The following is a 13,298-nucleotide window of genomic DNA, read 5'->3' on the forward strand; positions in this document are numbered from 1 at the left end:
AAAATCAAGGCTTGCAGCGGTTTTTTGTCATATTCTTTTTCTCAAAAACAACGTGAAAAAATTATCAATTCTTGCTATCGTTTTTCCCCACCTGTATAATAAAAATTACATAAGTATGCAAGGTCTTTTTAGAATAAAGGGGTAGTTCTGAAAAGGCGAAGAAAAAGTAAAGGGGGATTTTACATTGAGTAGATTAACGGTTATGACAGATGATCGTGCATCGTCTACGACCTTGACACTTGCCAAGGAATTTAAGCAGCGAATCATCGCCAGCCCACCGGGAGTTTGTCTGGTGGAGATGCAACTTGCCATGTTAAAAGTATGCCATGCGCAGAGTTGCGGAAAGTGTGTGCCATGCCGGGACGGCTTGGGAAAATTGGAGGATCTGTTGGAGGATGTCCTGAACAATCGGGCGACAGAGAATACACTGGCTCTGATCGAAAAGACAGCAAAGAATATCGAGTTGTCAGCAGACTGTGCAATCGGATTTGAGGCGGCACGTATGGTGCTTGTGGGCTTGGACGGCTTGCAGGAGGACTACATTTCGCATGTAAAGCATCACAGATGCAGCGGTAGTTTTGAACAGCCGATCCCATGTATCGACCAGTGCCCGGCACATGTAGACATTCCGGGCTATATCGCTCTTACCGGAGCGGGCAGATATGAGGATGCTGTGCGTCTGATCCGAAAAGATAATCCGTTTCCGGTGGCGTGTGCATTGATCTGTGAGCATCCTTGCGAGCAGAGATGCCGTAGAAACATGCTGGATTCTTCTGTCAATATTCGCGGACTCAAACGGTCTGCCGTAGATTTTGCAGATCTGGATTCCATTCCGGTACCGCCAAAGGCAGAGCCTACAGGGAAGCGCATCGCCATCATCGGTGGCGGACCAAGTGGACTTACGACAGCTTATTTCCTGCAACTGATGGGACATCAGACTGTGGTATTTGAGGAGAAACCGGCACTTGGAGGAATGCTTCGCTATGGTATTCCAAATTATCGTTTCCCGAGAAAACGTCTGGCGCAGGATATTGATTACATATTAAAGACCGGTGTGGAAGTGCGCCTAAATACACAGATCGGACGTGATATTTCAATGGAAGATCTGGAAAAGGAATACGATGCCGTTTATATTTCCATCGGTGCACAGACTGACAAGAATTTTGACATTGAAGGAGCAGACAGCCTGAACGTTATCTCAGCAGTCAATCTGCTGCGCGACGTGGGACTGGAAAAGCGCTTAGACTTTAGCGGACTAAAGGTAGCCGTTATCGGTGGTGGAAATGTTGCCATGGACTGTGCGAGAACAGCTGTTCGTGCCAATGCGGAAAAGGTAAGCATCATTTACAGACGTCAGGAAAAAGACATGACAGCATCACCGGTAGAGGTGCGTGGAGCCATTGAGGAAGGGGTGGAATTATTTACCCTGCAGGCACCGCTTCGCGTGGAAGCAGATGAAGAAGGCAAGGCAGTGGCACTCTGGACGCAGCCGCAGATCAGTGGGCTTTATGACCGCAATGGAAGACCAAAGTCCAATAAGGCGGACAAGGATCCAATCCGCATGCCGGCAGATATCATTCTGGTTGCCATCGGACAGGATATCGAGAGTGAGCAGTTTGAAGAACAGGGCATTTCGACCAAATGGAACCGTATCATCACGGATGAGGGCGGTAAGACAACAGGAAATCCTGGCGTATTTTCCGGTGGAGACTGCGTATCCGGACCGGCAACCGTGATCAAGGCGATTGCAGCAGGCAAGGTCGTGGCTGCCAATATTGATGAATATTTGGGATATCATCACGAGATCACCGTAGATGTGGATATCCCATCTCCTCTTATGAATGACAAGTTGCCAAGTGGACGTATCCATTTGACAGAAAGAGAAGCGTGTGAACGCAAGAACGATTTTGACGGCATTGAGAATGCTATGAGCCGTGAAGAAACGATTCAGGAAGCAGCCAGATGTCTGCGCTGCGATCACTATGGATGTGGAGTACTGAGAGGAGGTAGGGAATTAAGATGGTAAATGCCAAGATTAACGGAATAGAAATTCAGGTAGAAAAAGGCACGACGATTTTGGATGCCGCCAGAGAAAAAGGCATTCGCATCCCTACGCTCTGCTATTTAAAAGAGATCAATGAGATCGGCGCATGCCGTGTTTGCTTAGTGGAGATAGGTGGGAAAAAGAATCTTGTTGCTGCATGTAATAATGTGGTGGAAGAGGGTATGGAAATCTTTACCAACAGTCCCAAGGTGCAGTCTGCAAGACGTACCAACGTGGAATTGATCTTATCACAGCATGATTTTCGCTGTGCCACCTGTGTAAGAGGCAATGATTGTAATCTGCAGAGACTTGCCAGAGAGTTGAATATTATTGAAATCCCATACAAGATCGAGATCGAGAACCAGCCATGGGATCATTCTTTCCCGATCATCCGTGATTCTGCGAAATGTATCAAATGTATGCGCTGTGTGCAGGTCTGCGACAAGATCCAGACCATGGGCGTGTGGGACATTATCAATACAGGCAAACGTACCAGTGTAAGCACGGTAGATATGCAAAATATCGAAGATATGGATTGCGTCCTTTGTGGACAATGCATCACACATTGCCCGACCGGTGCACTTCGTGAACGAAATGATACGGTTAAGGTCATGGATGCCATTATGGATTCGGATCAGATCGTGATCGCTCAGATCGCTCCTGCAGTTCGTGCCGCATGGGGCGAGGGCTTTGGGCTTTCTACAGAGCAGGCGACAGTAGGGAAAATGGTGTCTGCCGCAAGACAGATTGGATTTGATTATATTTTTGATACGGATTTTTCTGCGGATCTGACAATTATGGAAGAAGGACATGAGTTGTTGGAGCGTCTTTCACATGAAAAAGATGCAAAAATGCCAATGTTTACGTCCTGCTGTCCGGGCTGGGTACGCTTTATGAAATCGCAGTTCCCGGATTATGTAGACAATTTATCTACAGCAAAATCGCCACAGCAGATGTTTGGAGCCATTGCAAAGACTTATTATGCAGATATCTTGGGTGTGACACCGGACAAGATCACCTGTGTTTCCATCATGCCTTGTACTGCCAAAAAGTATGAATGTGCAGTGCCACAGGTCAATGACAGTGGAGCAGATCGGGATGTCGATGTTTCGCTTACAACGCGAGAGTTTATCCGTATGCTTCGTGCAGCCCAGGTCAATATCGATACCTTGGAAGAAGATGCTTTTGACGAACCGCTTGGTATTGGTACCGGAGCGGGTGTGATCTTTGGTGCGACCGGTGGAGTCATGGAGGCAGCACTTCGTAGTGCATACTATTTTGTGACCGGAAAGAATCCGGGGGCAGATGATTTTTCTATTGTACGTGGAGAAGATGGCATTCGGGAAGTGACCGTGGATATTGCCGGTACGCCGGTGCATGCAGCCGTAGTCAGTGGACTGGGAAATGCCAGAAATCTGATGGAGCGCGTCAGCAGAGGCGAGGTCTCTTATGATTTCGTAGAAGTGATGGCCTGTCCGGGCGGATGTGCCGGAGGCGGTGGACAACCGATCCATGATGGCTTGGAATTGGCATGTCAGCGTGGACAGAAGTTGTATGCGCTGGATAAGGGAAGCCAGTTGCGCTTTTCACATGAAAATCCGGCGATCGTCCAGGCTTATGATAAATTCTTAGATCGGCCACTGTCGCATAAGTCGCATGAACTTTTGCACACCAGACAGGCGGAATGGGATTTATAAGAAGATACACGCATTGTGTCATTTATGAAAAAGTTTCTTGCAATTTCTGATAGGGGATAGTACAATCAGTAGCATATCAACGGATATTATTTACCAAGGGGAATTTGTAGGAAAGGGGGCAGAGTTATGACAAATGAAGAATTGCTGGTAGCCATGACTAGGGTCATGTCAGATATGCTGGATGAGAAGTTAGACAAAAAGTTGGATGAAAAACTGGATCAGAAACTAGATGAAAAGTTGAATCCGATCAAGGCTGATATCTCAGGATTAAAGCAGGATGTATCAGGGCTAAAGCGGGATGTATCAGGGCTAAAGCAGGATGTATCAGGGCTAAAGCAGGATGTATCAGGGCTAAAGCAGGATGTATCAGGGCTAAAGCGGGATGTGTCAGGGCTAAAGCGGGATGTATCAGAACTAAAGCAGGATGTATCTAACTTAAAGGCAGATATGGCAGAGCAAAAGGCAGAGACACAAAGTTTGAAGTCAGAGATGCAAGGACTCAAGACAGAGACACAAAGTTTGAAATCAGAGATGCAAGGACTCAAGACGGAAACACAAGGCTTAAAGGAGCGTATGACAAATGTCGAGTTACTTCTTGAAAATTATGTTGTGCCGAATCTGAAAGATCTGTGCAAGGTTGTCAATACGGAGTACAGAAAGTATGAAATATCCATCGAGAGCCATGAGCAGATGAAAACAGATACAGATGTTTTGAAGTCGGTTGTATCCGATCATTCGGAGCGTATTATCAGATTAGAAAAGATGAATGGCTTGTCATCGGCTGGCTAATGATTGAAAAGTGTAAAAGAGGTCGCAGGGATTTGCAAAAGCATTTCCCAGTGACCTCTTTTCACTTGCTTAATTACTACTTTGTGCTATACATTGTTCCATGTAATTATACACTCGTTTTAACGCTTGGACTACTGAAGTAAGGAAAGAACACCCTGTGTAGACTGGATAGCCTGTGAAATAGTATCAATAGCTGCAGTAGCATCATCCTCTGTATCAACTTTAAGACCCTTAACACCAATTCCTGCCGCGCTCATTGCATCAATCTGGACACCAATCTTGTTGTCAGATGACGAATCTGCACCTACATGTAAATTGAAGTTAAGAGTGCCATTTACATTTTCGCTTCTAACCATACCACTTGCAGTTGTTATTACAACTGACTTTGCTGCGTCTGCAAAATACTTAGTTGCGGTAGTTGTTCCATCAGATTGTTTTGTAGATTTTACATCTGTTGCTGAAGGGTGTTCGGTCATTACTTCAGTAATCTAAGAGTTAAGGGAGCGCGTTAGTCACATAACGCAATCTACATCTTGTCGTATTAACTGAGCAAAAGAAGAGAGCGTAGGGATTGAAATCTCCCCACGCTCTTTTTGAAATACCTTACATCAAGATACCATATTCTTTTAACAATTCTTTCTGATATATTGGATCTTGAACACTGCGCGTCAAATCTTCCAGACGATTATCGGCTATCAAAGACTGGTTCAGACGATTGATGATATCCTGCCCCATTTCCTGTCCAAGTCGCTTACCGCGTTCTTCTCCTAAGGCGATTCCGTCCTGATAGGACTCTGCTTTTTCCATTTTGATATGTTTTTCCTGATCGTATTCAAATAAGCACACGCGTAACACCTCCGCTCGATTCTTTCGCAGAAAATCCAAACTGCCAAAATCCTATCAAAATACTATGGAAACACAGCAAAATCTTGCAAAATGCCAAAAATCCTACGGATTTGCGGCATTTTTTGTGTAAAAGGACATTGAGAAAAATGTCAAGATAACATATAATAAGGCAGTATTATACAAACAAGGAGGAAAATTCAATGAAAAAGTTTGGTATTAAAGAAGTCGTTGCGACCGGTATCGGAACAGCGCTCTTTATCGTGCTTACAGAGGTGCAGATTCCATTGGGAATTATTCCTAACACTTCATTACAGCCAAGAGCAGCAGTCCTTGCATTTTTAGCAGCAGTATTTGGACCAGTTGTTGGTGGCATTGTAGGTATTCTTGGTCATGCACTTGGCGATGCTATGTTTTATGGTAGTATCTGGTGGAGCTGGGTTATTCCAGAAGCTGTGATTGGTATCGGCGTAGGCCTTTTCGCTAAGAAGTATCAGATCAAAGAAGGCGGATTTGATCGTAAAGCAATTGTACTTTTTAATATAGTACAGATTGTAACAAATGCGGTTGCATGGATTCTCGTTGCTCCGGTACTAGACATTGTCATCTATTCAGAGCCTACCAATAAGGTATTTGCACAGGGTGCATGTGCATTTGTAGCAAATATTATTATTACAGCAATTCTTGGAACTCTGCTTGGCATGGGTTATACTAAGATTGGTGCAAAGTCATCAAGCCTTACAAAAGAAGACTAATTATTAAAAGGAAATGTGATTGTGGAACCTATTATCGAGTTTAAAAATTATTCGTTTAAGTACAATTCACAGGTAGAACCAACTCTCCGGGATATTGACCTTAGCGTCTATCCCGGAGAAAAAATTCTCATCATAGGACCATCCGGATCAGGAAAGTCAACACTTGCCAACTGCATCAATGGATTGGTTCCTTTTTCTTATGCAGGAGAAAGTACCGGTGAGTTATATATTGGAGGAAAGGAACCGAAAGACCTGGGCATTTTTGGACTATCCAAGATGGTCGGCACTGTTTTACAGGATACAGATGGACAGTTTATCGGACTGACGGTAGCGGAAGATATCGCCTTTGTATTGGAAAACGACTGTATGGAAGAAGAAAAGATGCACAGACGTGTGGATGCGATTGCCGATATGGTGGATGTGAAAAATCTTTTGCACCATGCACCGGGAGCATTGTCAGGTGGACAGAAGCAACGTGTGTCTATGGCAGGCGTCATGATCGATGACGTGGATATTCTGCTTTTTGATGAGCCACTTGCCAATTTGGATCCGGCAACAGGAAAACGCGCGATCGCATTGATCGATTCCATCCAAAAAGAACAGAATAAGACCATCCTTATCATTGAGCACCGTTTGGAAGATGCTTTATATAAGGATGTAGACCGTATTGTGGTCGTGGGTGATGGCAGGATTGTTGCGGATATGACACCGGATCAACTTTTATCTTGTGATATACTGATGAAAGAGGGCATCCGTGAACCGCTTTATGTGACGGCATTGAAGCATGCAGGCTGCACGATTTCCGAAAAAGATCGTCCGGCACATGTGGAGACCATGGATTTTTCTGCCTACAAAGGACAGGTACAGGAATGGTTTGCCAGTGCCCAGACACCGGCAAAGGGAAAAAATAGCCAGGTGGCTCTTGCCGTAGAGCATTTGGATTTTTCCTATGATGCCAAGCACCCGATCTTACAGGATATTGATTTTTCGGTAAATAAAGGCGAAATGATCAGCATTGTTGGAAAAAATGGTGCCGGAAAGACGACTCTTTCCAGCCTGATCTGTGGCTTTTTGCAGCCGGATAAGGGCAGGATCCTCTTGGATGGTCAGGATATCGCACCGCTTTCCATCAAGGAGCGTGGCGAAAAGATCGGTATTGTCATGCAAAATCCAAATCAGATGATCTCCAAGGCAATGATCTATGATGAGGTGGCTTTGGGGCTTGCCGTGCGCGGTGTCCCGGAAGATGAGATCAAGGAAAGAGTCTATGAAACACTCAAGATCTGCGGTCTTTATCCTTTCCGTAACTGGCCGATCTCAGCCCTGAGTTTCGGACAAAAGAAGCGTGTGACTATTGCTTCTATTTTAGTCATGAACCCTCAGATCATGATCTTAGATGAGCCGACAGCCGGACAGGATTACCGTCACTATACGGAGATCATGGAATTCTTAAAACGGGTAAACGAAGAATTTGGTACCACCATCATTATGATCACGCATGATATGCATTTGATGCTGGAATATACGGATCGTGCCCTTGTGATCGCGGACGGACAGATGATCGCGGACGACACACCGGCAAATATCCTGACGAATGGGCAGATCGCAGATCGGGCATACTTAAAGCAGACTTCACTTTATGAGATGGCAGAAAAATGCGGTATCCCGTCACCGTCTGCGTTTGTTGAATGCTTTATCAACTACGAAAGGACGGTGAGATAATGGCAAAATTATTTTCTTATGAAGAAAAAGGAACATGGATGGAAGATCTGTGTGGCGTTACCAAACTGATCTTCTTTCTGGCATGGACCATCACCTGTATGTTGACCTATGATACCAGGGTGCTTGCCATTATGCTTGCGACCAGTTTAATCTTGTTTAAACTATCCAAGACCAGTTGGGAACAGGTTGGTTCCGTTTTTAAGGTGATATTGGTATTTATGATCATCAACATTCTGGCTATTTTTATCTTTGCACCGGGACAGGGAACAAAGATCTATGGCACAGAGCACATCCTTTACAGTCTGGGCGGCCGCTGGGTGGTGACCCAGGAGCAGTTGTTCTATGAACTCAATGTTGTGCTCAAGTATTTTACGATCGTGCCGGCGGTATTTATGTTCATCATCACGACCAATCCATCCGAACTTGCGGCATCATTGAATAAACTTGGCGTAAGTTATAATATCGATTATGCGATGGCGATCGCGCTCCGCTATATCCCGGATGTGCAGGATGATTTCCACAAAATCAAAAATGCACAGGAAGCGCGCGGAATCGAGATGTCCGGCAAGGCAAAACTGATGGATCGAATCAAAAATGTGTCAGCCATCATTTTCCCATTGATCTTTACCAGTATGGATCGGATCGACACGGTCAGCAATGCCATGGAGTTGCGTGGTTATGGAAAAAATAAAAAGCGTACCTGGTATATGGGGCGCAAACTTGCAAAAGCAGACTATGCGGTCATGATCGTAACACTAGTCTTTATGGTCATAGCACTTGTGGTTACATATCATGATGGAAGCAGATTTTATAATCCATTTATTTAAGACAAGGTAGGGAAGGCCTATGAAAAAAAGAGGCAAGATCATATTAGGGATTTTGGCAGCACTTATCGTGGTCGCCGGTGGGGCATTTTATACTTGGGCGCAGCAACCAAGTTCCCGCTTACTTTTATCCTCCATTTATTTTATGGAGGTCACACTGAAAAATCCGGGCTATCTTTTGCATGATATTGATATTATGGAGATGTGCCGTGACTATGGCAATGGAGATACCGAACTGACTGGTAAAGTAGGACTTTCCGGTATGCAGCAGGTAAAATCTTCCATCTATTTTGATGTGGATGCCAAGCGGTCTTTTGCACAAAAGCGCATTTCTTCCAAGATGGATATGGATCTTTTGTGGGTCGATATGGGCGAGTTGGATTTTTATGCAGAGGATCAGACGGTCTACATGGAAGCCCCGCTTTTGGGGGATGATATTGGCTATGCCTTCCCGACGGGGCAGGATCTCTTTTTGAAAATGCCGGATCTGACTTCTGATATCGATAAAACATGGTTCAAGGATCATATGCAGGATATTGCAGACCTGACCAAGCAGATCTCCATCGATCAGACGGGTAAGACCATCGAAGATGAAGATGGCACGGTCAGTGAGGAGTTTGTGATCACCATTCCGCAGGGATGTGGACAGTTTATCTGGGATCTTTTAGGAATTGATGCCCCGGATTATGATGTGGTCTGCTCCATGTATCTGACCAAGCACAACCATTTGCGCAGGCTTTCTGTGGATATGTCGGATGTCTTAGATGGTGCATCCATGGTCGTTGATGGCGAGGATGTCGGCACTGCCTATATGTATTATGAACTGCCGGACGATGAGCGCGTAGAAATGAAGATGGTGCGCAATCCCGACTATTCTCATTGGATCGATGCGGAAATGACCTACTATGCCAATACCGGCAAACAGTACAAGATGACATCCCATATCACATGGCAGGAGGCAGAGGATGGATTTAGCCTGAAGGCTACCGATATGGTCATGACCTGTGACGGAGATACGATGGCAAAAGGATATTTTAAAGGGCAGATGAGGAAGGTGACCGAAGGACTGCCGGATCTTTTCGGCGATCAGGCGGACTACATTCATAATCTGGAAGCCCTTGACTGGAAAGAGGTACGAGACGATACCGAAGGCTTTGTCAATGATGTATTAGGCAAAACATCTTTCTCGGTATTTATGGATGATGACAAATAAAAAATGACAATAAAAAAGACGGATGCTCTGGTGCAAGATAAGCGCCCAGGCATCTGTCTTTTTATTAGCCTATTAGCATTTTTCCGGTTCCGGATAATCTACGCCGAAAGTCTCGACGGTCACTTTTTTCATTTTCTGTTCCTCTAAAGGACGATCAGAGTAATCGGTTGCGGTCTCAGCAATCTTGTTGACTACATCCATGCCCTCGATGATCTGACCAAAGGCCGCGTACTCGCCGTCCAAGTGTGGGCTGGTCTGGTGCATGATAAAGAACTGGCTGCCAGCGGAATCCGGGACCATGGTGCGTGCCATGGAAAGGACACCCGGTGTATGCTTGAGGTCATTCTGGAAACCATTGTGAGAAAATTCTCCGGCAATGGAATAGCCAGGACCGCCGGTACCTGTGCCGGTCGGATCGCCGCCCTGCAGCATAAAGCCGCGGATCACACGATGGAAGATAATACCATCATAGTAGCCCTTGTTTACCAAGGAGATAAAGTTGTTGACTGTGTTTGGTGCAACATCAGGATATAATTCTGCTTTCATGATGTCGCCATTTTCCATTTCTATGGTTACGATAGGATTCTGTGCCATATGAAATACCTCTTCTTTCTAAAAAATTGTCGCTGCCGATAACAACAACGAAATATGCAATATATTATAGGTCATATGAGGGATGGAGTAAAGAAAAAATAATATTGGCTTTTGTCAGACTTTTGAAATAATTCAAAAAGGTCTTGCCAAAAGGAAAAAGACTTGTTAATATCAATCTCACCATCTTATGAGATGGCATCTTTTTTCGACGGCGTATCGCCGGCTTATTCCGATTTGGGTATGCTTTATGTCCTTTTATGCAAAAATGAAAGGATGAGAGAATATGCAGGATATTATTAAAGAATATGGACCAGCTATGATCACCGTGGTTGTGATCGGAGCAATGTTGATCTTGGTTTCGACACTGATCGGTAAGGATCAAAACAGTATTGTCGGTGGGGCTTTTTCCCAGTTACTGACGTATTTCTTCACGAAGAATGCGCTGTAAGGGGGACGACATGAGTGAACGGATGATCGCATTGGGTAAAAGTGGTGATTTTTTCGGACCGCTTTATCCCTATATTATCGATGATGATGTGACGGATGTGGATTACAACGGCAGAGAGGTCTGGATCACGGACAGCGATAATTGTCGTCATGTATGCAAAGATCTGATCTTAAGTCAGGATTTCGTGGACCAGTTTACCGGGCGCGTGGCAAATGGTGTGAGCAAGGCATTCAACCGGCAAAATCCGGTCTTGGAGGCAGAGACGGCAAGTCTGCGCATTACCATTGTGCATGAGTCTGTGTGTCTGACCGGGCGCAGCATCTGCATCCGCAAGTCCCTGCCCTATGTGCGGCTGCATGCCAGACAGATGATCGCAGAAGGCTATTGCAAAGAGGAGGTTTTAGACCTGCTTTTGTCCTGTGTGGCAGACCATAAAAATATTGTAGTGGTAGGCGAACCGGGAGCGGGCAAAACGGAACTCTGTAAATTTTTATCCGGTTATATCCCGGAGGATGAGCGTGTGATCACGATCGAGGATACGACGGAATGGCATTATCCCAGTATGCATCCAGACCATGATTGTCTGGAACTGCGGATCAACCGGCAGATGGACTACACGCAGGCGATCAAGACCTGTCTGCGCCTGAATCCTAAGTGGATCATGCTCTCGGAGACTAGGTCTAAGGAAGTGGTCTATCTGATGGAGTGTCTGAGTACGGGGGTACACGGCATGACGACTCTGCACACGTCGGATGTGAGAAAGATACCGGATCGTATGTTAAATATGGCGGGAAATGAGCGGGATGCCGGACGCATGGAAAATGATATTTATTCCTTTATTGATGTTGGAATTCTGGTGCGCAGGCGCGGCTGGAAAGATAGCATGGAGCGTTATCAGATCAGCAGATATATCGATCAGGTCTGCTTTTTTTCCAGAGAAGATGGAAAAAATCAGGTGCAGATCGTGGTAGAAGATGGAAAAGTGATTTCCGATGCATGGGGAGAGAGGAAGGGAACGTATTATGAAGCGAAAGTTGCTATGGGATGAATTGTATCAATATGGCTATGTTTTTTCCTGGAAGAAAAGTCTGGGGATGTATGGTGTTGTGGTGGCATTTGCCCTTTTGCTGGGGCAGTATTTTCATCTGGATGGGATCTATCTTGTCCTTTTGTGTGGCTGGTGTGCCTTTCTGTTTCCCTTTTTTCTGCGCAATCTCTATCGCAACCGCTATGGGCAGTTGCAGTTTGTGGAAGCAAACACCTATATGGAGCAGTTTTTGTACTCTTTTCAAAAATCGGGCAAGGTGCTGGTGACCTTAAAGGATGTAGAAAAACTTTTGGCAAAGGGCAGGATGCATACCTGTATCAGGGATGCGATCACCTATATTGAAAAGACCTATGGGGAAAATCAGGTGGAGGCGAAGGCGCTGTCGCGTATCGAGCAGGAATATCCCCTGCAGCAGATGGCAACCATGCACCGTTTTGCCTTGCAGGTAGAACAAAATGGGGGAGAATATGGGGAGGCTATCTTACTGATGCTGGATGCCAGGCGCATGTGGGCAGACCGGGAATATGAACTTTTAAAGGAGAAAAAGAGAAAGCGGACGCAGATCTTGGTCTCGGTCGTCGTATCTTTGCTTTTGTGTTCTGCCTTTGTCTATGTGGCAAACGGCATTTCTATGACAATCTCCGATTATGCCCTGGTTAAGGTCACAACCCTTGCCACGCTTTTGATCGATCTGTGGATCTTTTATGTGGCGGATAAGAAACTGGCAAGTGGCAGTATGGAAAAGACCTGCGATGAGAAAGACTTACTCCGCCAGTATGAAAAAGTAAAGCGGTGTGATGCGGCAGGCAAAAGAGAATTGGGCTATGGCATTGCAAAAAGAAAGGTGACCCGTGCCCTGCAAAAGGTCTTTCCGCAGTGGCTCTTAGAAGTGTCTTTGCTCCTGCAGAGTGAAAATGTGCAGGTGGCGATCATGGAATCCTATGAGGAAGCACCCCTGCTCTTAAAGCCGGAACTGCGCCAACTGATACAGGATCTGCAGCAGAAACCGACAGACATGGAGCCCTATCTGGCATTTTTGCAGACCTATGCCCTGCCGGAAGTACAGTCCTCCATGAAGATGCTTTATTCTTTGTCGGAGGGCACCGGGGGCAATGCGTCCAGCCAGATCAGTGATATTATCCGTAGAAATCAACTGCTTTTCGATCAGGCACAGAAGATGAAAAACGAGGATGCCTTAGGTGGGCTCTATGCCTTATTTTTAGCACCGCAGTTGACCGGGGGAGCCAAGATGTTAGTGGATATGGTCATGCTCTTTTATGTCATGATGGCAAGCAGTATCTTGCAGATGTAGGAAAGGGGA

Annotated in this window: 13 protein-coding genes; 10 read left to right on the forward strand and 3 right to left on the reverse strand. The window is 45.5% G+C overall.

Annotated features, from left to right (window positions below):
* Positions 1-184 precede the first annotated feature (184 nt).
* The 3 genes from DW183_RS04050 (at position 185) to DW183_RS04060 (ending at position 4,530) form a co-directional block, all read left to right on the forward strand.
* Positions 185-2,026: an NAD(P)-binding protein gene (locus DW183_RS04050; RefSeq protein ID WP_118280740.1), complete on the forward strand. Its 1,842-nt coding sequence runs from the start codon at positions 185-187 to the stop codon at positions 2,024-2,026.
* Entirely contained in the window at positions 2,020-3,741 is a 1,722-nt protein-coding gene (locus DW183_RS04055; protein ID WP_118280741.1) for an NADH-dependent [FeFe] hydrogenase, group A6, read from the forward strand. The genes DW183_RS04050 and DW183_RS04055 overlap by 7 nt, the downstream gene beginning before the upstream one ends.
* 126 nt (positions 3,742-3,867) lie before the next feature.
* Positions 3,868-4,530, forward strand: coding sequence for a hypothetical protein (locus DW183_RS04060; RefSeq protein ID WP_118280742.1), 663 nt, complete (start codon positions 3,868-3,870; stop codon positions 4,528-4,530).
* Between the two features lie 131 nt (positions 4,531-4,661).
* Here DW183_RS04060 and DW183_RS12525 read toward each other — a convergent pair whose 3' ends face one another.
* Together DW183_RS12525 and DW183_RS04070 are read right to left on the reverse strand one after the other, a co-directional pair.
* On the reverse strand, positions 4,662-5,006 hold the full coding sequence (locus DW183_RS12525; protein WP_199649403.1) for a hypothetical protein: 345 nt from the start codon (positions 5,004-5,006) through the stop codon (positions 4,662-4,664).
* A gap of 127 nt (positions 5,007-5,133) precedes the next feature.
* The gene (locus DW183_RS04070) at positions 5,134-5,376 is read right to left on the reverse strand and encodes a hypothetical protein (protein ID WP_118280743.1); all 243 of its coding nucleotides are present in this window, start codon (positions 5,374-5,376) and stop codon (positions 5,134-5,136) included.
* 200 nt (positions 5,377-5,576) lie between these two features.
* On the opposite strand from DW183_RS04070, the gene DW183_RS04075 reads away from it, so the two are divergent.
* The 4 genes from DW183_RS04075 to DW183_RS04090 are packed head-to-tail and all read left to right on the forward strand — an operon-like array spanning position 5,577 to position 9,887.
* Positions 5,577-6,128: an ECF-type riboflavin transporter substrate-binding protein gene (locus DW183_RS04075; RefSeq protein ID WP_118280744.1), complete on the forward strand. Its 552-nt coding sequence runs from the start codon at positions 5,577-5,579 to the stop codon at positions 6,126-6,128.
* Between the two features lie 21 nt (positions 6,129-6,149).
* Positions 6,150-7,850, forward strand: a complete 1,701-nt coding sequence (locus tag DW183_RS04080) for an ABC transporter ATP-binding protein (RefSeq protein WP_118280745.1) — start codon at positions 6,150-6,152, stop codon at positions 7,848-7,850.
* Positions 7,850-8,677, forward strand: coding sequence for an energy-coupling factor transporter transmembrane component T family protein (locus DW183_RS04085; RefSeq protein WP_118280746.1), 828 nt, complete (start codon positions 7,850-7,852; stop codon positions 8,675-8,677). Before DW183_RS04080 ends, DW183_RS04085 begins: the two co-directional genes overlap by 1 nt.
* A gap of 19 nt (positions 8,678-8,696) precedes the next feature.
* The gene (locus DW183_RS04090) at positions 8,697-9,887 is read left to right on the forward strand and encodes a hypothetical protein (protein WP_118280747.1); all 1,191 of its coding nucleotides are present in this window, start codon (positions 8,697-8,699) and stop codon (positions 9,885-9,887) included.
* Positions 9,888-9,959: 72 nt separating this feature from the next.
* On the opposite strand, the gene DW183_RS04095 is transcribed toward DW183_RS04090, so the two are convergent.
* Positions 9,960-10,481, reverse strand: a complete 522-nt coding sequence (locus tag DW183_RS04095; RefSeq protein WP_118280748.1) for a peptidylprolyl isomerase — start codon at positions 10,479-10,481, stop codon at positions 9,960-9,962.
* 283 nt (positions 10,482-10,764) lie between these two features.
* On the opposite strand from DW183_RS04095, the gene DW183_RS12410 reads away from it, so the two are divergent.
* From DW183_RS12410 to DW183_RS04105, 3 genes are read left to right on the forward strand one after another with little or no spacing between them, the layout of a single operon-like run.
* Positions 10,765-10,929 (forward strand): hypothetical protein, encoded by a 165-nt coding sequence (locus DW183_RS12410; RefSeq protein WP_158573010.1) that lies wholly within the window; start codon positions 10,765-10,767, stop codon positions 10,927-10,929.
* Positions 10,930-10,939: 10 nt separating this feature from the next.
* Positions 10,940-11,977, forward strand: a complete 1,038-nt coding sequence (locus tag DW183_RS04100) for an ATPase, T2SS/T4P/T4SS family (protein WP_158573011.1) — start codon at positions 10,940-10,942, stop codon at positions 11,975-11,977.
* Complete coding sequence (locus DW183_RS04105; protein ID WP_118280750.1) at positions 11,952-13,289, forward strand: hypothetical protein; 1,338 nt, start codon at positions 11,952-11,954, stop codon at positions 13,287-13,289. Before DW183_RS04100 ends, DW183_RS04105 begins: the two co-directional genes overlap by 26 nt.
* Positions 13,290-13,298: the final 9 nt, after the last annotated feature.

It is taken from the genome of Roseburia sp. AM16-25 (genome assembly GCF_003473825.1).
In the GTDB taxonomy this organism is placed as follows: Bacteria; Bacillota; Clostridia; order Lachnospirales; family Lachnospiraceae; genus Pararoseburia; species Pararoseburia lenta.